Source organism: Lacrimispora sphenoides, assembly GCF_900105215.1.
GTDB classification, from domain to species: domain Bacteria; phylum Bacillota; class Clostridia; order Lachnospirales; family Lachnospiraceae; genus Lacrimispora; species Lacrimispora sphenoides_A.
In genome coordinates this window covers 1,200,001-1,220,719 of record NZ_FOIP01000001.1, presented here as the reverse complement: position 1 = coordinate 1,220,719, position 20,719 = coordinate 1,200,001, and the positions used below count along the sequence as shown (strand labels likewise).

Sequence of the window (20,719 nt, the reverse complement as noted above, 5' to 3'; positions counted from 1 at the left end):
AAGACCGTGATTTCAACAGTTAAAAATATCAGTAGAATAGATGAAAATGTAAAAACAATGAGTAAAATTGCTCCCAACCTCAGGATACTGAAGCGATGATTATTGCCTAAGTAACTGTTTATGCCATAAAAATGGCCGTTTCTGACATCATACAACATTTATTGTTCTTTTTATAATATATTATTTTTGCAGGCTCTTTGCTGTAAAAATATGAATTAAGGAGAAAGATGAGTATGAGGGGCAAAAGAAGACGATTTGTTAAACAATTGTTTAGCTATCTGCTTTGTGTGAGTATGGTAGCGCCGGGCATGACACCGATTGTATCATTCGGTGCGGAGTACATTAACAACAGGCCGAGGTATGTAGACTTTGTAAGCCCGGAAGCATTGACGCTGGAAGAACTTGGGTTTGACCAGAATGAGACAGAAGCGGCGGTGGCGGAAGATGACGCCAGTGAGACCGCTGCCACAGATCCTTCGGACGAAACCAACACGGCAGAAACGCCGGAAGTGGAAGAGAGTTATGAGGCAGAAACCAGTCTGGCAGATACCGATGGGAAAGCAAGCGGAACAGAGGAAACCGGTACAGAAGAAACCGGAAAATCAGATTCCGGAACGGAAGGGACCAAAGAAGAGAGCGGCACTTCCCTTCCGGAAGAGAACAAAAAAGTTGACATAACTCTGGAGGAACAGGAAGAGGCCAGAGAGCCGGAGTTGTACTACGACTACGATCAGTACATCGATGAGCCGGAGGGACAGCTGGTACAGTTTAACGAGTTGTACCGTACCTATCGCACCGGAGAAGGCCAGTATGTGACCGTTGCAGGCGGTTATTCCGGCTTGTACCGGGATGAGAACGGAGTGGTCGGGCAGATTGATAACAGCCTGACTGAAACAGAAGAGGAATACACCGTTGGTACGCCCTCCAGTGCTCTTTTGCGCTCCAGGACCAAGACCGTGGCTGGCTATGGGAACAGTGCGGGAAGCAGCAGAGTTTTGTTTCCAGAGAAAATCAACACAAGTCAGGGAGTCTCCATCGAAAGGGAGGGACACCGGATCGAACTTATCCCGTCAGGGGGAAGCTTTAAGAAGAGTGCCGTATCGGATAACACCATCCGCTACAGCGACGTATACCCTGGCGTTGACTACCAATACAGCCTGGTAGGGAACACACTAAAGGAAGATATTATCCTGCTGGAAAAGACAGAAAGAAATCAGTTTTCTTTTTCTATAAAGACAGGGGGCCTAAAGGCGGCCCAGGAGAAGAATACCATCATCCTTTACAGCGATAACAGAAGGCAACCGGAATTTGTTCTGGAAGCCCCCCTGATGATCGATGCAGATGGGAAGACCAGCAAAAACCTGGTAATGAAGCTGAGCGGTGAGGAAGGCAGTTACCGTGCCACCGTTACAGCGGATAAAAAATGGCTTCAGGATGAAGACCGAAGCTACCCGGTACGGATCGACCCTTCGGCTGTCAACATGGTTCCCAGCGAATTTGTGCTGGTAAACGTGGCTGACGGACAGCCCTCAAAGTTCCTGGGAAATATGGGACCAATGTATGCCGGATACAGGGAAGGCTTTGGCAATATGAGAACCTATATTGCCATTAACGGAGACTGGACTCAGGTCATGGGCCAGGCAGTCTGTACCCAGGCCACATTCCGCATCGGTACACAGACTGGCAACGGGGTAGGGAAGACCCGTATTGAACTGCGCGCACCGGGGAAGGAATGGAATGCAACCACCCTTACCTGGAATCAGTTAAAAGAACCACTTCCGGAACTGATTGATGTTCTGGATTCTCCCGGGCCGGATCAGACCCTGGAATATGATATAACAGCCATGATGCAGTCATGGATGACAGGAAGCAGACTGCAAGCCGGGTTAGAGCTTCAGGCGGCTAACGAGCCTAAGTCTGAAGCCCAGGCACCTCTCCGGATGCCTGCGGAGAGCTTTTACAACCGGGATCATACGGCTATGGGACCGAGAATCGACATCTCCTGGGAAGGAGAGCTTTTGGGAGACTTAGCCCTATTGGATATCAACGCCCTGACAGCACAAGTGAATCCGGCTGTTAAGGAAAGCGAATCCGGCGGCAGGACAACCATGGGAGTTCTGGCCCACGGAATCTCTCAGGCCGGATCAAAGGTGACATGGGAACTCCGGGAGATGGATCATGAAGCAGCGAAAGATGTAGTAACGGCAGAGGATTCCTATACATCTCCTGATTTTTCAAAGGAAATAGCATTTACTGAGGCCTTTAACAGCCAGGCAAAGACAGGAAACTGGCAGAGTCAGGCTCTGGAAAGCGGGTTAATTTTAAAAACGGATACCATCTATCAGGTAATGGCTGTGGCAGAAGGCGTGGTACTGGAAGAGGATCCGGAAACCGGAGAAATGGTGCCAGGTGTAGAAACAGCCACCAGCGAGGAGAAGCTCAGCGATGAATTCCTGCTCTACGAGGTGCAAAGTCTGGATCTATTAACCCGGATCGCTGATCATTACGGGGTGGAGGAGAAAACCATCCAGAAGGACAACCGTTTAAGCAATGGCCTGACCTTCTCCGGAGACATCCTGTTTATCCGTAATCCGGAGCAGAGTGCGCCATATACTCCAAAACCCCTGACTGATGCAGAACAGATGATGATTGACATGCTGTTAAACGGTATGGGGAAAGACTGCGTATTCAGTCATGAGCCAATTAACATGAATACCGGCGATTTCTTTATGCAGCAGACGGACGCAGAACTTGAAGAGCTGGGCGGAATCTTTGCATTCCAAAGAAGCTATAATTCCATCGCGGCCCATTTCATTTCCGAGTTTGGAATCGGCTGGAGCAGCCCCTTTGGTCAGAGGCTGACGGTTAGATATAACGGAGATATTTTATACCGGAAGGATGACGGCGGAGCCATTAATTTTGCAAAGCAGTCCGATGGCAGTTATCAGGCACCCGATGGCTATGATATGGTTCTCGTGTCAGCAGACTCCATTGACTTAGAAACCGCAGATATCCCCAGTGAGGACGAGGAAGAGGGAACACCATCAGAAGCCAGTAACAAAACCTATGCCCGTAATTTCTCCTTCTTAGAAGATGGACCGGCTGGTATGACGGAAGAGGCCGAAGAAACTGAGGAAGATGGAGAAGAGGAAGATAACAGGGTTCCGGAGGCTACGGCCTGGGAGCTTAAGAAGTCAGACGGCACAGTGATGACCTTTGATGCCAGGGGTCTTCTGCGTTATGTCACAGACCGGAAAGGATACCGGACCGTCCTGCTCTATGATGAAAGTGATGATGTTCGCCAGGTAAGAACACCCTCAGGGAAGCTCTTTGACCTGACAGCAGATGAGTACCACCGCATCACCTCTGTCACCCTGCCAAACGGCGGCATAATCACCTATGGGTATGATGAAAGTCACAACCTGATTTCCGTAACCGATCCGGAAGGAGGCGTGCGCCGGTACGAGTATGATGACGCTCACCATATGACTGCATGGTATGACGAAAACGGAAGCCGTATCGTGGAGAACGTTTATGATGGAGATGGACGTGTTACCAGCCAGACGGATGAATTGGGCAATACCACCAGCCTTGCTTATGAGAACGGCTGCACGGTATCAACGGATAACCGGGGCAATGTTACCAGATATTATATGGATAGCAAGAGGCGGATATCCAGAATCGAATATCCGGATGGAAGCAGCGAGAGTACCACATACACAGAGGATAACCGGGTTGCCGGAAGGATGGATGAACGGGGTGTAACAACCTCCTATACCTATGATAAGAACGGAAACATTCTGACAGAGACCAGAGGTGATGGAAGCCAGGCCTCTTATACTTACAATGACTTGAACCTGCCCTTGACAGCGGCAGATTATGAAGGAAACGTGACCACCTTCACGTATGATGAGGCAGGAAGCCTTCTGTCCATGATGGATGGTGAGAACAATACAGTCCATTATACCTATGATGAGTTAAACCGTATGGTATCCATAAAAGATGCCAATGGAGGAACACATGAGTTTACTTATGATGGAGCCGTAGTGGCTTCTATGACCGACGGCGAGGGGTATACCTGGACGTTTGCCTATGATGATATGAATCACGTCCTGGAAGCTTCCGATCCGCTGGGAAATACCAAGTCCTATGAGTATAACTTAAAGGGCTGGAGAACCTCTGAAACGGAGAAAGACGGCGGAACCACAAAATATGAGTTTGATGCCGTAGGAACAGTTTTATCCATCACGGATGCTATGGGTGAAGAGACTGCATTTACCTATGATAAGATGTACAACATCCTGTCAGGCCGCGATGCCTTGGGAAATACCCTGGATTATGTATACGATGAAAACTATAACAAGATAAAGGAAAGAGATACCAAAGGTGGGGAAACCCATTACACCTACGACAGCCGGAACCGTCTGATAAAGACTACCGACGCTTTGGGACAGGAAATTGCCTATGAGCTGGACGGGAAGGGGAATATCTTAAAGACCACAGACCGCCGGGGGAATATAACGGAATCGCTATACCATAAGATTTTAAATTTACCTGTTCTGAAAAAAGATGCTCTTGGCAATGAGACTTACTACAGTTATGATCGCAATGGGAATCTGAAAAAGATTACGTATCCAAATGGAGCATCCATATCCTACACTTATGACCGGGCCGGAAGGATGGTGTCCACCACAGCCCAGAACGGCCTGGTAACAAAGCTGTCTTATGACGGAAATGGAAACATCATCCGCATTACCGATGATGAGTCCCGGGTGTACCAATTTAAATATGATCGCAATAACCGGATTGTAAGGGCAGAAGATCCTTTGGGTGGAATTACTCTCTACTCTTACGATGGTGCTGGAAACCAGAAGAAAGTAACCGATGCCGAGTCAAATGCCACAGGCTATGCCTATGATGCTGCAGGCCGCTTAAAAGAGGTAACAGATGCCTTAAACGGCACAGTAACCGCGGAGTATGATCTAAATGGCAACACCGTGAAAACCACGGATCAGAACGGCAACAGCACCAGCTACCATTATGATGTCATTGGCCAGGTACTTGCAGAGGTAGATGCAGCAGGATTTATCACTGCCATGGAATATGATTCCCTGGGCAATGTGGAGAAGGTGACAGATGCTCTAAAAGGCGAGACTTCCATGGAAATGGATGCCTTAAGCCGCACTACCAGGATGACTGATGCCATGGGCCATGAGTATAAATATACTTATGATGCAAACGGCAATGTGATCCGCGTTCTTTACCCAGATGGAGACAGTGTGGTCATGGTCTATGACGCAAATGACCGGATGATAAAGAGTATTAATGAAGCTGATGTATTCACTTCCTATACCTATGATTCCATGGGCCGGATCACAGAAGCAAAGGATAACATCGGCAACACCATGACCTATGAGTACGATGAAAGCGGAAATCTGGTAAAACAAACCGATACCATCGGAAGAAGCGCTGTTTACGAATATGATAAATTTAACCATTTGATATCCGTAACCGGTACGGATCTGGCTACGACACGGTACGGCTACGATGCCCTGAACCGGCTCACAGAGGTGACAGATCCGGAGGGAAAACAGACCTCCTATGAGTATGACAAGGTGGGGAATCTTGTTAAGACCAGGGAGCCAGGTGAGGCTGTTTATACCTATGCCTATGACGCCATCAACCGTCTGACGAAAAAGGTGAATCCATTAGGGGCTGCCACTACCTTCCAGTATGATGCCAAGGGAAATTTAACCGGCACAGTTGATGGAGAAGGCGCAGAAAACTCTTATGTTTACGATGCCACCAACCGTTTGACCACATTTATTGATGGAAGAGGAAATGGCACAGCTTATGAGTACGATGAGCTGTCCAGGCTTCTCTCCTATACCACAGCGGAAGGAAATAAACAGGAATACCGCTATGATGCAGACAGCAACTTAACAAAGGTGAAGGATGCCAATGGCCTGATCACAGAATACCAGTATGACGTGATGGGCAATCTTGTAAAATCTATTTCACCCAAGGGGGCAGTAACTGCTTATACCTATGACAAGCACGATGAGGTAACCAGTATCACCGACCCTGCAGGGAACGTGACGGCCTATGAGGTGGATTTAAACCGCCAGGTACTTTCCAGACAGGAGAAGAACGGAGGAACATACAGCTACAGCTACGATGCCGTACATCGTCTGACTGGAGTGAAGACCCCGCTGGGCTTATCCCGCAGCTTTACTTATGATGTAGCCGACAACATTGTGACGGATACGGATACTTTAGGCCGTACCAATGCCTATACCTATGACATCATGCACCGTATGACAAAAGCCTTGGATGCCAAGGGTGGGGAAACGTTATATGGTTATGATGTCAGAGGAAACCGGAACGCAGTCACCGATGCTCTGGGCTATACGTGGAATTACCGGTATGACAAAATTGACCAACTGACAGCCAGTGTAGACCCGGAAGGCAAGGCAACAGAAGTGGTTTATAATTTAGTAGGCGAGATCGCTTCGGTAACAAAGCCGGGAGAGAGAACCACCAGCTTTGCATATGATAAGAATTACAATCAGACCGCAGTCATTGACCCCAAGGGATATATTTATCAATTTACCTATGATAAGGATAACCGACTGACTGATACGATAGATCCCCTGTCCCAGAAGTCACAGATCACTTATGATGCCGGAAATCGTATCACTGACCTTAAGGACAAGATGGGCCTGACGGAAAGCTACACCTACGACCCTCACGGCAATGTCTTAAGCGTCCAGGCGACCAATGGCCTGATGACCAGATTCAGTTATGATATCCTTGATAACCTGGTAAAGGTAACCATGCCAAGCAATCTGACAACGACCTATGCTTATGATGTGATGGGAAATGTCACGGCAATGACGGATACCATGAACCGGACCACGGCCTACACCTATGACTTAGAAGGAAATATGACTTCCCTGGTGAATGCAGAAGGCCGGAAGGAGCAGTCCGCTTATGACGCAGGCGGCCGGATGATCAGCCATATCACAAACAGTGGCGACACCATTCGCTACGATTATGATAAGCTTAACGATCTGGTGGAAAAATCCTATGAGGGAGCTAGTGGAGAATCGCAGGCAGAGGGAGTATTATATGGTTATGACGCCCTAGGTCAAAGAGTTTCCATGATGGACACCACCGGAGAGAGTACCTATGAGTACGATTCCCTTGGAAGAATTACCAAGGTAACAAGTGGTTCCGGTCAGGCAGTAACCTATGCTTATGACGGTGCGGACCAGTTAGAGAGTATTACCTATCCAGATGGTAAAAGCGTTTATTATCAATATGATAAAAATGACAACATCACTGGAGTAGTAGGAAGAGATGGGAAGACTACAGCTTACACCTATGATGCCATTAACCGAGTGGCTGAAATCCACCGGCCAAACGGGATCAATACATATAACACTTACAATGCAAGAGACCAGATTGTTGCTATGAAAAATGTCTGCGATGACTGCGGCTGGGTAGTAAGCGAATACCGTTATACCTATGATGACCGCGGCTTTATTGTAGGGGAAGATGTGTTAGAATCCTTATATGCCTACGCCTGGGATGACAAGCATGACGGAAGACACGAAAATGGAAAGCATGACGCCCAGTATCCTCATGGAGACACCCATAACAACAAGCATGATAAGGATGCAAAGGACAATTACCAGATCATTGGAACAAAGCGGACCTTTGAGTACGATGACGACGGAAAGCTTTTAAAAGCAACAGAAGAGGAAGAACGCCAGGGAACTTATGTCTACACCTACCGCTATGACGATATGGGAAACCGCACCTTCTACTCAAAGACCCGAAACGGCACCGCTTTAGAAAGTGCAGAATACACCTATAACGCCTCCAACCAGAAGATAAGCGCCAAGCTTTATGACGGCAAGAAGAATACCACCATGAAGTACGAGTATGAAGCCGATGGGAACCTGATTTCCGAGACAGGAAAGAAGGGAACCGATAAGGTAGAGCTGACCTATGATTACACGGTGGAAAACCGTTTAAAAGCCGTTTTTGATGCGGATGAGCTTTTGGTGGCAGCAGCCTATGACGGAGACGGAAACCGCCTGTTCCAGTTGAACTACAACCTTCATACGGATGATGACTGGAAAGGAAACTCCGGCAATGGAAACGGAAATAACAAGGACAACACTGGAAACGGGAATAACGGGAACAGTGGAATAAGCGGAGTGATTAGTGAAGCTCTTTCTTCCGTTGTGGATTTCTTTACTGGAACAGCTGGAGAAAACGCAGCGGAGCCAGAGACAAAAGCAAAGTCCAATGGGAATAAAAACAAGGACAAAGGCAACGACGGGAACGCTACTAATAATGGGAAAGGGAATGGCAACGGAAAAGATAATTCCAATGGGAATAACGGAAACAATGGGAATAATGGAAATAACGGAAATAGCGAGAATAATGGTAATGGGAATAGCGGTAATGGAAACGGCAATACCGGAACCGGAAGTTCCAATAATGGATCTGATAACGCAAATGGAAGTGGAAACACCAACAATACCGGAGGAAGCCAGAATCAAAGCGGAATCCTGATGCCGAAAAAGCCGGTTTCCGATGTGGAGCAAGGACTAATTGATCTCATTAAAACCACAGGAAAGCATAAGAACTATGAGCTGATTGAATATGTCAATGATGTGAACCGGGAATATACGGAAGTGTTAATGGAAGTGAACATTGACGGAGAAATGGATACGGCTTATACTTATGGAAATGAACGTCTTGCCTTAGAGCGTTTCACAGGTTGGACAGGCTATTATACCAATGATCCCAGAGGAAGTGTCACTGGAGTAACCGACAGCGAGGGAACCTTGTGGAAGTCCTACCGCTACGGCCCGACCGGAGATATTTCCTTTGGAAAGCCGCAGTATAATAATGTTTACAGCTATAATGCAGAGGATTACAACCCGAATCTGGAGTTCCAGTACTTAAGGGCGAGATATTATGATGTAGAACGTGGAGATTTCCTAACAGAGGATACCTATCTGGGCAAGTTGACAGACCCATTAAGCCTGAACCGGTACAACTATGTAAAGTCTAGCCCGCTTAACTACACAGATCCAAGCGGTCAAACGCCATCATCCTATTTAACGGGTGAACCGGATCGGACGGCAGAAGGGCAATATGGTGCAGTACGCCAGGTCCCCCAAGGGATTAATTATGACGTAGAAGGATTTCAGCAGTTACTAAATGGAGCGAAGGATCGCCTTGAAAAGGCAGTAAAAAAGGCGAAAGAAAATCAAGCAGTTATGAATTGCTTCTTTTTTGCAGAAGGACTTCAATTTGGAGTACCAGACTTCTGGAAATATATAGAAGGAAAAACTGTTGGAAACCTGTTTGCGTTATTTGGAGATGATTCCAGACTTTATACAGCTGAGGAATTTCAGGATAATTATTGGCACGCATATATCATAGCAAATAAAAAAGCCTATGGTAAAATAGACACCTCACAGGAATCGGCCTACAATGCCAATTTTAAGGCATTTATGAAAGGAATAGAATATGGGTATTCTGCATCATTCCTTGCGTTGATTCCTATGTTAACAGGAGCAATGGCAACCCGGATGTCAGGGGGATCAATGACGTCCACGGTAAAGGTAGTAGGAGCAAACGGATACCAATATAATGCAACGGTAGAGATTGCTGGTAGTACTAGTGGAGTTTCAGTAGGAGATATTGGCGCCGGGTTGATTATACAGCAGGTTACTGGTTCTGGAAGTGAGAAGGATAATAATAAGGGGGATTCTAAAACAGGCAATAGTTTAAAGAAAGTTAAAAACAACAAGGAGGCTAATAAGATAGCTAAAGAGTTTAGGTATGAAGGCGCAGAAGAATTGAAACAGGAGTTTGCATTTAGAGATGGAGCAAAATTTAATATGATGATTGATACTGAAACAGGAGAAGTTGTATGTATCAATCAAAGATAGTAGCATCCAAATACATACGGGATTATTCCGATAGAAAGAGGGGAATATATTGATACCAAAAATCAAAGTTATTTTTTATATGGTAGGGGATAATGTGGATATTAATGCTATAACTGAAGAACTTGATTTACAACCTACAAAGGCACGAAAGAAAAATGAATGGCCTCGCGCATCTATCTTAGCAGGATTAGCACAGGATACTTGGTCGTTACAAACAGAAAAGGAGGAAAGTAAAGCTGTTTCAGTTCAAATGGATAAATTGCAAGGCGTTCTTTTACCCAAGGTAGATATTATAAAGAAACTTAGTAGAAAATATTCATTAGAGACGAGTGTGACAGTAGTGATTGAAATGGAAACAGGAGATGGGCCAGAAATGGTTTTATCAAAAAGAAATATACAATTTTTATCCTCAATTAATGCAGAAGTTGCTTTTGACCTGTATATTGATTAAATTTGGGCTGTACTTTCAGACTTTCGAGTTTCCCTAAAAGGTATGAGTGTCGATGACTGCGGCTGGGTAGTAAGCGAATACCTATATACCTACGATGACCGCGGCTTTATTGTAGGGGAAGATGTAGTAGAATCCTTATATGCCTACGCCTGGGACGACAAGCATGTCGGAAGGCACGAAAATGGAAAACATGACGCCCAGTATCCTCACGGAGACTCCCATAACAACAAGCACGATAAGGATGCAAAGGACAATTACCAGATCATCGGAACAAAGCGGACCTTTGAGTATGACGACGACGGAAAGCTTTTAAAAGCCACAGAAGAGGAAGAGCGCCAGGGAACTTATGTCTACACCTACCGCTATGATGATTAGAAGGGAGAAGATACGAATGGCAATATGGCAATTTGACTGCAACATTATTCCTAGAATAGATAAGTTTACCAGAACTGATACTTTGGATATTACGTCATGGATTGGAATTGTTTTAAACAAAAAAGCAATTCAATATTTAAATCAAATATTAGAGCCACAGAAAAGTTGGACAAAGGATATTATACAGTTTGGTAAAGATGATGAAACTTGTATAAAGTTTTTAAAAGAAAAAGAGGAGATTGATGAAATTAGTTGCAGATTAGATTTACGGACATTAAAAAGAGAGGACATCCAAAATATATTAACTTTTATTAATGAGTCAGGCGGAGAATTATATTATTTAAATAAAGTATATCCGGCGACTATGGCAGTATGGATAGAATTAATAAAGAGTCTGACGCAATTAAATATTGCCAAAATCCAATTAAATTTTTAGAAAATTTAGCGTAGTTATTCAATGCTCGCCCGGCTTTGCCGGGCGATGTTTTAGGTCAAGTGTCGTCAAGCCACCTATTTGGGGGAAAGGTGGAAGAAGGGAGTCCACTATAGCCTGCATAAATTTATTGCCGTCAAGCTATCCTCTTTTTTGCAATGGGTACAATGTCTGCTTATACCTATAATAAGCGCAATGAGAAGCTTGATGAAATAGCTGAAGTGCTTTATCTGTAACCAACAAACAAAATCCAATAAAATGCAAATCCCCCTCAACTCCTTGACAACCCGCCCGTTTCCATGTATACTAAAGTGCGATTAAACCAATACATGTCATAAAGTTTCCGTGCAGCCGGGGAGATAGCGGTGCCCTGTACCTGCAATCCGCTCTAGCAGGGGTGATGTCTCACCCCGGGCTGCCTATTGCAGGGCTGCCCCTGGTAAGTGGCGATGACGTTTGGGTCTTACGCAACAGATCTTCATGAACCGTGTCAGGGCAGGAATGCAGCAGCACTAAGTGAAACCTTCTGTGTGCCGTGAGGGTGCCTGGACCGAGTTAACTGCCAGGGTAACGCCTGTGATAGCGGTTCAAAGTGAGACGCACGGATTAAAAATATAAAGAATTATCAGACGCCGGAGAGCAGGAAACTGTTTTGCGGTGTCTTTTGCAATGTGTGATTACCATTTTTAATATTTTCTTACATTTCTTATGAAATAAAGTTTTCCCTTGCCCCATATTCCCCTTTGTATTATAATTATAAAATGGGTATAATACTACCTATTTCCTAATGACAAATCTAATCAAAAAAAGAGGTGTGCTTTCATGATAAGAATTGGAATGCTTACAAGCGGGGGCGACTGCCAGAGCTTAAACGCTACCATGCGAGGCGTAGCAAAGGCACTGTACCGGATGCCCGGCGATATTGAGATTGTTGGATTTGAGGATGGCTACAAAGGGCTGATTTATGAGGAGTACCGTGTAATGAAGCCGGAAAATTTTTCCGGGATTCTTACAACGGGCGGGACAATCCTTGGTACTTCCAGACAGCCATTTAAACTTATGCGGACACCTGATGAGAACGGTCTTAATAAAGTAGAAGCTATGAAGCACACCTATAGAAAGCTGAAACTGGAATGCCTGGTGGTATTAGGCGGCAATGGAAGTCAGAAAACAGCCAATCTCCTTCGGGAAGAGGGGCTGAATGTAGTATCTCTTCCCAAAACCATTGATAATGATTTATGGGGGACCGATATTACCTTTGGTTTCCAGAGCGCTGTCAATGTGGCTACCAATGCCATTGATTGCATCCATACAACGGCAGCTTCCCATGGACGAGTCTTCATCGTGGAGGTCATGGGACACAAGGTCGGATGGCTTACTCTGCATGCAGGGATTGCAGGCGGGGCTGATATCATCCTTCTGCCGGAGATCCCGTATGATCTAGATATCGTAATAAAGGCATTAAAGAGCAGGTCCCAAAACGGTAAGAAATTTTCCATTCTTGCTGTGGCGGAAGGGGCAATTTCCAAGGAAGATGCCTGCCTGACGAAAAAGGAATTAAAAGAAAAAAAGAAGAATGGAGTGGTTTATCCCTCTGTGGCATATGAGATCGGGGCTCAGATCACGGAGCGCACCGGACAGGAAGTGCGGGTTACCGTACCGGGCCATATGCAGAGAGGCGGCGATCCATGCCCCTACGACAGAGTGCTTTCCACCCGCCTTGGGGCTGAGGCAGCAAAGCTCATAAATAACAAAGAATACGGATATATGGTAGCGGTGAAAAACAATGAGATTGTTAAGATTCCGTTAGCCGATGTAGCCGGAAAATTAAAAACCGTCGATCCGGAAGGCTCTATCGTTAAGGAGGCCAAGATGATAGGCATTAGCTTCGGCGACGAATAAGGAGTTAACAGGCATGTCATATACGGCATTGTATCGGAAATGGCGCCCTCCTTCCTTCTTGGATGTAAAGGGTCAGGACCATATCGTACAGACATTGAAAAACCAGATAGTATCCGGGCGTATCGGGCATGCGTATCTGTTTTGCGGAACAAGAGGAACCGGTAAGACCAGTATTGCAAAGATCTTTGCAAAAGCGGTTAACTGCGAACATCCTGCAGACGGAAGTCCCTGCGGGGAATGCCAGACCTGTAAGAACATCGCAGCCGGCGCATCCCTTAACGTGGTTGAAATTGATGCTGCGTCAAACAATGGCGTGGAGAACATCAGGGAGATAAGGGATGAAGTCCAGTATCCTCCCACGGAAGGCAAATATCGGGTTTATATCATCGATGAGGTTCATATGCTTTCTACAGGAGCATTTAATGCACTGTTAAAGACATTGGAAGAACCCCCATCCTATGTAATATTTATTCTGGCGACTACGGAAGTCCAGAAGATCCCGGTGACGGTTCTGTCACGGTGCCAGCGGTATGATTTTAAGCGCATTACGGTGGAAACCATTGTAGAGCATTTAAAAGAGCTGACTGTCGCAGAACATATCCAGGTGGAAGACCGGGCCCTTACTTATATCGCCAAGGCAGCTGACGGGGCGTTGCGTGATGCCTTAAGTCTCCTGGACCAGTGTATTGCATTTCATTACGGAGAGCTTCTCACCTACGACAATGTCCTTGATGTCCTGGGAGCCGTAGACATCACCGTGTTTGGAACGATGTTCCGCGCAATCGTGGAAAACCGGACAAAAGACTGTATAACCAGTCTTGAAGAGCTGGTGATCCAGGGAAGGGAGCTGGGCCAGTTTGTTATTGATTTTATCTGGTACTTAAGAAACCTTTTAATATTAAAATCCGTTGATAATGCAGAAAATCTGCTCGATATGTCAACAGAGAACCAAAACCTGTTAAAAGAGGACAGCAAGCTTACGGACAACGAAACACTCCTGCGGTATATCCGGGTGTTTTCAGATCTTTCCAATCAGCTTCGTTATGCTTTCCAGAAAAGAGTCCTGATTGAGGTAGCCTTGATCAAGCTGACCCGCCCTCAGATGGAACAGAATCTGGATTCCATACTTCAACGGATCAGCAATATAGAAAAACAGCTGGAAAGCGGTATTGTAGTAAATACTTCCCCGGATACCTTAAACGCGGGGGAAGGAAACGGCGGCAGTAGTGCCCCTGTCCCAGAATTAACCCCTGCAGAGCGGGTGGCTCTTCCCAAAGGCCAGTTGGAGGATTTAAATCTGATCCGAAGTGAATGGGGAAAGATCATTCGGGAACTGGGAGGACCTATCCGGGCCAGCTTCCGGGATACGGTTGTAGAACCAGCGGGAGAGAGCTGTCTTTGCGTTGTCTTTTCCGATCAAAGCAATTACATGATCGGAAGCAGGGATACAACAGTTGCAGCGATTGAGCGGTATGTGGAAGACCATTACCAAAAGTCCATAACCTTTAAGACTAGGCTTCTGGGCGGAGGGGAACGGCTTGATACCGTTTATGTCAGCGATGAAGAATTAAAAGCAAATATTTTAATGGATATAACAATAGAAGATTAAAAAATCATAAAATCATAAAAATAGCAGGAGGACATACACCATGGCAAAACGTGGCGGTTTTCCAGGCGCAATGCCTGGCAATATGAATAATTTAATGAAGCAGGCTCAGAAGATGCAGCGTCAGATGGAAGAGACAACAAAGGCGCTGGAGGAAAAGGAATATACAGCTGCAGCAGGCGGCGGAGCCGTGTCAGTCACTGTTTCAGGAAAAAAGGAAGTGACTGGGGTTAAATTATCCCAGGAAGTTGTAGATCCGGATGATATCGAGATGCTTGAGGATCTGATCATGGCTGCTACCAATGAAGCATTCCGCCAGATGGAAGAAGACAACAGCTCTGCCATGGCGAAGCTGACCGGCGGTCTTGGCGGTTTAGGCGGAGGCTTTCCGTTCTAAAGGTTGAAAAATAAGCATTTTTCAGCCATGAATTTGTGAACCAACTGGATATGCAAATATATCCGTTTGATTCATTAGGAGACAAATTATGAATTACTATAGCAGTCAGATAACCAGATTAATTGAAGAACTGTCCAGGCTTCCGGGTATTGGCAGTAAATCCGCGCAGCGCCTGGCATTTCATATCATCAATATGCCAGAGGAACAAGTGGCAGGTCTTGCTTCATCCATTACAGAAGCAAAACGGAATGTACGTTATTGCAAGGAATGCTTTACCCTGACGGATCAGGAAAAATGTCCCATCTGCCAGAGCGAAAAACGCAATCATAAGATGATTATGGTAGTGGAAGACACCAGGGACTTGGCTGCTTATGAAAAAACAGGAAAATTCGATGGCGTTTATCATGTCCTGCATGGGGCTATTTCTCCCATGCTGGGAATTGGACCTGGTGACATAAAGTTGAAAGAGCTGATGCAGAGACTGCAGGGGGATGTGGAAGAGGTGATCATTGCCACCAATTCCAGTCTTGAGGGAGAGACGACAGCCATGTATATCAGCAAGCTGATCAAACCGACAGGTATCAGGGTTACCCGTATAGCCAGTGGGGTTCCCGTTGGAGGAGACTTAGAGTACATAGATGAGGTGACATTGTTACGGGCCCTGGAAGGCCGGGTCGAACTGTAGATCATTTGCCTTGTTAGAGATATAAGGTTGAAAGAAAAACATCCTTTAGCCTTTCGTTTACGAATAGCATGCCCCGCTTTACCGGGCATCAACGGGACAGGCAAGCATATCCGCCTGATTCATTAGGAGACAAATAATGGATAAGTACGAGTTTAATATAAAGGTTGAACAGATTAAAAAATTGGTCGGCAAAAACGACTATGACACGGCTATGAAAATAGCCGACACAATAGACTGGAAGAGAGTCCGCAACACCAATCTGCTTTCCATGGTAGCCACAATTTATGAGAAGAATGAAGATTATCAGGAAGCCAAGGAGATCCTTCTTCAGGCTTTTGAACGTGCTCCCATTGGAAAACGTCTGCTGTATAAGCTTGCAGAGCTGGCGATCAAGGAAGGAAATATCGAAGAGGCAGAAGCTTATTATAAAGAATTTGGTGATCTGGCCTCTGATGATCCCAGACAGCAGCTGCTGCGCTTTATGATATTAAAAGCTAAAGGAGCACCGGCCCAGCAACTCATTCACTCCCTGGAATCCTATACCAGTGTGGAACTGGATGAGAAATGGCTGTATGAGCTTGCTGAACTTTATAGCCTTGCGGGCATGCCTGACCGATGTGTAGATACATGCGACCGGATCATGCTGATGTTTGGCCTTGGAAAATATGTGGACAAGGCCATGGATTTAAAAATACAGTATGCACCGCTTACCAACTACCAGATGGATCTTGTGGAGAACCGGGATAAATACGAAGCAAAGCTGCGGGCAGTTGAACAGGAATACAGCATCGGAAGAAGGCCGAACTCAGAGCCAGTGCCAGTGCCAGAATCAGAACCTGAAGAGGAATACTATGAAGAAGAGCAGGAGTTTTACCAGGAACCGGTCATAGAATTTGAAGAGAATCCTGGAGTGGATAATCTGGAGGCGAGGCTTCAGGAAGCCGCGGTTCAGGAGACGCTGGCAAGAGAAATGTCAAAAATCTCCTATGAAGAACCTGTTATGCAGGATGAACCCAAGATGGAACGCACCAGAGTGCTGGAGGACATCCGGAGAGTAGGCCGCCCTGTAACTGCCATACCAAGACCCGGGAGTATCTATGTACCTGCAGAAGATGAGTCTCTTTTGTATCATTCGGAGCCGGTAATTGAGGAAGAGGAACCAGAAGGCCCCGGAATGGAAGATACTGATATTGGCGAATATTATGACGGCGAAGCAGAATATGAAGCGCCGGATGATGCCAGAGGACAGTTCGACGGTGCAGAAGATGATTTTCAGGAATCCGGTGATCAGCCGGAGGAAGATTATGGATATGAAGAAAATGATTATAACCAGCCCGATGGATCATTAAATTCAACCTTAGAAGAGGAAAACGCTCCTTACGGCGATGAAGATAATCTAGAGTTCGAGGACTTATATGAGGAAGAGGAAGACGACCTGGAGGAAACCTCGGTTCAAAACCACCTCATGATAGAGGCAAGGACTCTTGAAAAGGGACTTCAAATTGCAGTTGAAGCCTTAAAACAGATTCACAATGAAAATAACGTAAAGAATCCAGTGGCCAAAATCACTGGTTCCAAGTTGTCCAACCGGGGAGTACTGGCATCCGCAGACAGGCTGGCCGGAAAAGATCTGATCATTGAAGAAGCCGGTGACCTTACCAGAGAAGCTTTGGAAGAATTAAATGAATTGATGGACCAGGATACAAGCGGAATGATTGTGGTTCTTATTGATAACCCAAAGCAAATGGAAACCCTTCACCAGGAGCATCCAGCGCTGGCAAGTAAATTTGAGTGCATTGGAAGCGGTGAAGAAGCCCCGGTTTTCTGTGTGAGAGAAACAGTGCAGAAGGAAAGACCGGTTAGAGTTGTTCAGAAGCCTGCTTTTAAACCCTTGACTCCTGCTTTTAATGAGAAAGACTTAAGAGAAGAATCCAACGAAGATTATGGAGATCAGGAATATAGTTATAAATCTGATACCTTGCAGGAGAATGAATATGGGCATGCCGGAGCCTATGTAAACGGAACCTATGATAATGGAACCTTTGAAAACGGCTCCTATGAAAATGGCTCCTTTGGAAACGATGCTTATGAAGACGGTGTCTATGAAGACAATGATTTCTATGAAGAAAGTGAAGAATTCCGCCCATCTGTCCGGGACGAGGAAGGCCCTGGTTTTCATGGAGAAGAAATGGATATTGACGAATTCGCCCAATATGCCTGTCGTTATGCCAATGAGATCGACTGCAGCATTACCGGAAAAAGCATGCTGGCACTCTATGAAAGAATTGAGATCATGGAAGAGGATGGACTTCCTTTAAACAGAGCCAATGCAGAAAGTCTGATTGAAGAGGCGGCTGACCGTGCGGAAAAGCCTTCCATTGGAAAACGGATTAAAGGTTTGTTTTCCTCAAAATATGACAAAGACGGCCTTCTTGTTTTAAAAGAAGAACATTTCATTTATTAAATTGGAGTATGAAACGTGGATATTAAACTCATTGCAATTGATTTGGATGGAACCCTGTTAGACAGTAAAAAGCGACTTTCCGATGTCAACCGCCGGGCACTCATCCAATGTGTTCAAAAAGGAATATGGGTTGTTCCGTGTACCGGACGAACAGTGCATGGAATACCTGAAGAAATAAAAGGCATTTCCGGAATCCGTTATGCAATTACCACCAATGGAGCGGTCATTGAGGACATGGAAGAAAATGCAGTTATAGACACTCGGATGCTATCCCGGGAATTAGCGTTGGAGCTTTTGCACTTGGTGGAATCCTACTATGTTATGTACGATCCCTACATAGACAGACGCGGGATAACAGAACCCCGCTTTTATGAACACTTATCAGAATACGGTCTGTCGCCTGAATTACAGGAAATGGTCTTTCAGACCAGGGATGTCCATCCCAATATCATAGAGTTTGTGGAAAAGAACCATAAGCCAGTGGAGAAAATCAACCTGTTTTTCCCTGAAATGGAAGAACGCGCCAGACTAAGGGCTGAATTGGAGAAAAGAGAGGATATTCTGGTCACCTCCTCCATACCAAACAATCTGGAGCTCAATGCGATCGGAGCGACAAAAGGTGAAGCGATCTTAAGGCTCGCTTCCCATTTAGGGCTCAGCGGAAATCAGACAATGGCAATTGGAGATGGTGAAAATGACTTTTCCATGATCCAAAAGGCGGGAATCGGAGTGGCTATGAAAAATGGAAGCAAAGAGCTCCATGCAGCTGCTGACTATATAACGGATACGAATGATGAAAACGGAGTGGCATCAGCTATTAACCGTTTGGTATTCGAAAAAGGTTGAAAGAAAATATCCTTCAACATTGAGTTTATGAATCAACTGGATATGTTCACATATCCAGTTGATTTATTAGGAGACAAATTATGACGAAGCTATATATGGAAAACTGGTTATCTGTAGTGGCCGGAGTTTATCTTTTGGGAATGGTCCTTTATGGCCATCACAGAGGATTTATCCGGTTGATCGTATCAATGCTGGCGGTGGTCCTGTCGTTGACCATTGTCCGGGTTGCTTTACCCTCGGTAACGGGATATTTAAAGGAAAATACAGGTCTTCAGCAGACTATTTCAGAGAGCATGAAAAAATCCGTAGGTTTGGAACAGGAAGAAAATCCTTCCGGGGAAGCCTTGGAAGCTCCATCTGCCCAGCGTATGATTATTGAAAATCTTAAGCTGCCCCAAAGCGTCAAGAACGCACTCATTGAAAATAACAACAGTGAAGTCTATCAAATGTTGGGAGTTCAGGCTTTTACAGACTATGTTGGTAACTATCTTGCAGATGTAATTCTTAATTCTGTGGGATTCGTTCTTCTGTTTGCCGCAATCTATCTGTTTTCAAGGCTGGTCATGAGGTGGCTGGATATTATCTCAAGACTTCCTATTATATCAGGAATCAACAAGATAGCAGGCGCTCTGCTTGGAGGTTTAGAAGGACTTGTATTCCTTTGGATCGCCTGTCTGTTGGTCACTGCGTTCTCCGGAACCGAGTGGGGCCTGATGCTGACCCGGCAGATTGAAGCGAGTAAATGGCTGTCCTTTATATATACCCATAATTTTTTGAATCTGATGGTTCTAGGGGTCCTGCGTGGCTTTGTATAAGACAGAAATTGTACCTATCATATATTCAATTAAAACAAATCTGCAAGCATAGATGCGATAATCTCTGCTTGCAGATCTTTATTTAAACCACTAAATATAGAAAAATTAAGGAAGAATACGTATATATAGTAGGTATAGAATCACTGGAAAAATTGTTTGAACAAGTGGAACAAATTCTCTTGACAATCTCATATGGAAATGATATTATAAAGACCCAGCGCGAGAGAGACTCCGTGGGCAATCAATTAAAACAGATTGAAAAAAATAAAAAAAGTTGTTGACAAAAAAGCAGCCACATGATAAGATAAATGAGTTGCTGCTGAGTAAGAAAGCAACACAAACAGCACTTTGAAAACAGAAGATTGAACAGTATGTAAAACCCTGAAAATTCTAATAAAACAAGTCATGTTTGATGGCTTTGAATGAGAAAATTTCAGAACGAATACAAGTAATTGTATACGAACCAAACAACAAGTAAAACGGGAAAAAAATTAGCTAGTTAGTTGATTTTGACCCCGGATTGAACACCATTTAATTTGAGAGTTCGATCCTGGCTCAGGATGAACGCTGGCGGCGTGCTTAACACATGCAAGTCGAGCGAAGCGATTCAAATGAAGTTTTCGGATGGATTTTGAATTGACTTAGCGGCGGACGGGTGAGTAACGCGTGGGTAACCTGCCTCATACAGGGGGATAACAGTCGGAAACGACTGCTAATACCGCATAAGCACACAGTGCCGCATGGTACGGTGTGAAAAACTCCGGT

The 20,719-nt window shown here is 45.3% G+C and carries 11 protein-coding genes, 1 rRNA gene and 1 other RNA gene (1 of these 13 cut by a window edge); all 13 read left to right on the top strand.

The genetic code is table 11. From position 1 onward, the window contains the following. Positions 1 to 233 precede the first annotated feature (233 nt). A complete protein-coding gene (locus tag BMW45_RS05590) occupies positions 234 to 9,980 on the top strand; it encodes a DUF6531 domain-containing protein (protein ID WP_092241225.1) in 9,747 nt (3,248 codons plus the stop codon). Positions 9,981 to 10,029: 49 nt separating this feature from the next. Further along, positions 10,030 to 10,431, top strand: a complete 402-nt coding sequence (locus BMW45_RS05585; RefSeq protein ID WP_092241223.1) for a DUF4279 domain-containing protein — start codon at positions 10,030 to 10,032, stop codon at positions 10,429 to 10,431. Between the two features lie 42 nt (positions 10,432 to 10,473). Beyond that, positions 10,474 to 10,806: a hypothetical protein gene (locus tag BMW45_RS05580; RefSeq protein ID WP_092241221.1), complete on the top strand. Its 333-nt coding sequence runs from the start codon at positions 10,474 to 10,476 to the stop codon at positions 10,804 to 10,806. Positions 10,807 to 10,822: 16 nt separating this feature from the next. Continuing rightward, on the top strand, positions 10,823 to 11,242 hold the full coding sequence (locus BMW45_RS05575; RefSeq protein WP_143057013.1) for a hypothetical protein: 420 nt from the start codon (positions 10,823 to 10,825) through the stop codon (positions 11,240 to 11,242). Between the two features lie 340 nt (positions 11,243 to 11,582). Beyond that, positions 11,583 to 11,844, top strand: an RNA gene (gene ffs, locus BMW45_RS05570) — signal recognition particle sRNA large type. 217 nt (positions 11,845 to 12,061) lie between these two features. After that, the gene (locus BMW45_RS05565; protein ID WP_092241216.1) at positions 12,062 to 13,141 is read left to right on the top strand and encodes a 6-phosphofructokinase; all 1,080 of its coding nucleotides are present in this window, start codon (positions 12,062 to 12,064) and stop codon (positions 13,139 to 13,141) included. Positions 13,142 to 13,154: 13 nt separating this feature from the next. Then, positions 13,155 to 14,750, top strand: a complete 1,596-nt coding sequence (gene dnaX / locus BMW45_RS05560) for a DNA polymerase III subunit gamma/tau (protein ID WP_092241214.1) — start codon at positions 13,155 to 13,157, stop codon at positions 14,748 to 14,750. A gap of 40 nt (positions 14,751 to 14,790) precedes the next feature. Further along, positions 14,791 to 15,144 (top strand): YbaB/EbfC family nucleoid-associated protein, encoded by a 354-nt coding sequence (locus tag BMW45_RS05555; protein WP_025230831.1) that lies wholly within the window; start codon positions 14,791 to 14,793, stop codon positions 15,142 to 15,144. A gap of 88 nt (positions 15,145 to 15,232) precedes the next feature. Further along, positions 15,233 to 15,829, top strand: a complete 597-nt coding sequence (gene recR / locus BMW45_RS05550) for a recombination mediator RecR (RefSeq protein WP_092241212.1) — start codon at positions 15,233 to 15,235, stop codon at positions 15,827 to 15,829. Positions 15,830 to 15,965: 136 nt separating this feature from the next. Then, a complete protein-coding gene (locus BMW45_RS05545; RefSeq protein WP_092241210.1) occupies positions 15,966 to 18,293 on the top strand; it encodes a tetratricopeptide repeat protein in 2,328 nt (775 codons plus the stop codon). Between the two features lie 15 nt (positions 18,294 to 18,308). Continuing rightward, positions 18,309 to 19,139, top strand: a complete 831-nt coding sequence (locus BMW45_RS05540) for a Cof-type HAD-IIB family hydrolase (RefSeq protein WP_092241208.1) — start codon at positions 18,309 to 18,311, stop codon at positions 19,137 to 19,139. Positions 19,140 to 19,219: 80 nt separating this feature from the next. Next, complete coding sequence (locus BMW45_RS05535) at positions 19,220 to 19,954, top strand: CvpA family protein (protein ID WP_025230835.1); 735 nt, start codon at positions 19,220 to 19,222, stop codon at positions 19,952 to 19,954. 532 nt (positions 19,955 to 20,486) lie between these two features. Then, positions 20,487 to 20,719: ribosomal RNA gene (locus BMW45_RS05530) — 16S ribosomal RNA — on the top strand; it runs 1,299 nt beyond the window's last position.

Bases quoted from the DNA above. Each gene is read 5' to 3' on its own strand.
- BMW45_RS05590 (WP_092241225.1), top strand. From the start codon at position 234: ATGAGGGGCAAAAGAAGACGATTTGTTAAACAATTGTTTAGCTATCTG.
- BMW45_RS05580 (WP_092241221.1), top strand. From the start codon at position 10,474: ATGAGTGTCGATGACTGCGGCTGGGTAGTAAGCGAATACCTATATACC.
- BMW45_RS05575 (WP_143057013.1), top strand. From the start codon at position 10,823: ATGGCAATATGGCAATTTGACTGCAACATTATTCCTAGAATAGATAAG.
- BMW45_RS05565 (WP_092241216.1), top strand. From the start codon at position 12,062: ATGATAAGAATTGGAATGCTTACAAGCGGGGGCGACTGCCAGAGCTTA.
- dnaX (WP_092241214.1), top strand. From the start codon at position 13,155: ATGTCATATACGGCATTGTATCGGAAATGGCGCCCTCCTTCCTTCTTG.
- BMW45_RS05555 (WP_025230831.1), top strand. From the start codon at position 14,791: ATGGCAAAACGTGGCGGTTTTCCAGGCGCAATGCCTGGCAATATGAAT.
- recR (WP_092241212.1), top strand. From the start codon at position 15,233: ATGAATTACTATAGCAGTCAGATAACCAGATTAATTGAAGAACTGTCC.
- BMW45_RS05545 (WP_092241210.1), top strand. From the start codon at position 15,966: ATGGATAAGTACGAGTTTAATATAAAGGTTGAACAGATTAAAAAATTG.
- BMW45_RS05535 (WP_025230835.1), top strand. From the start codon at position 19,220: ATGACGAAGCTATATATGGAAAACTGGTTATCTGTAGTGGCCGGAGTT.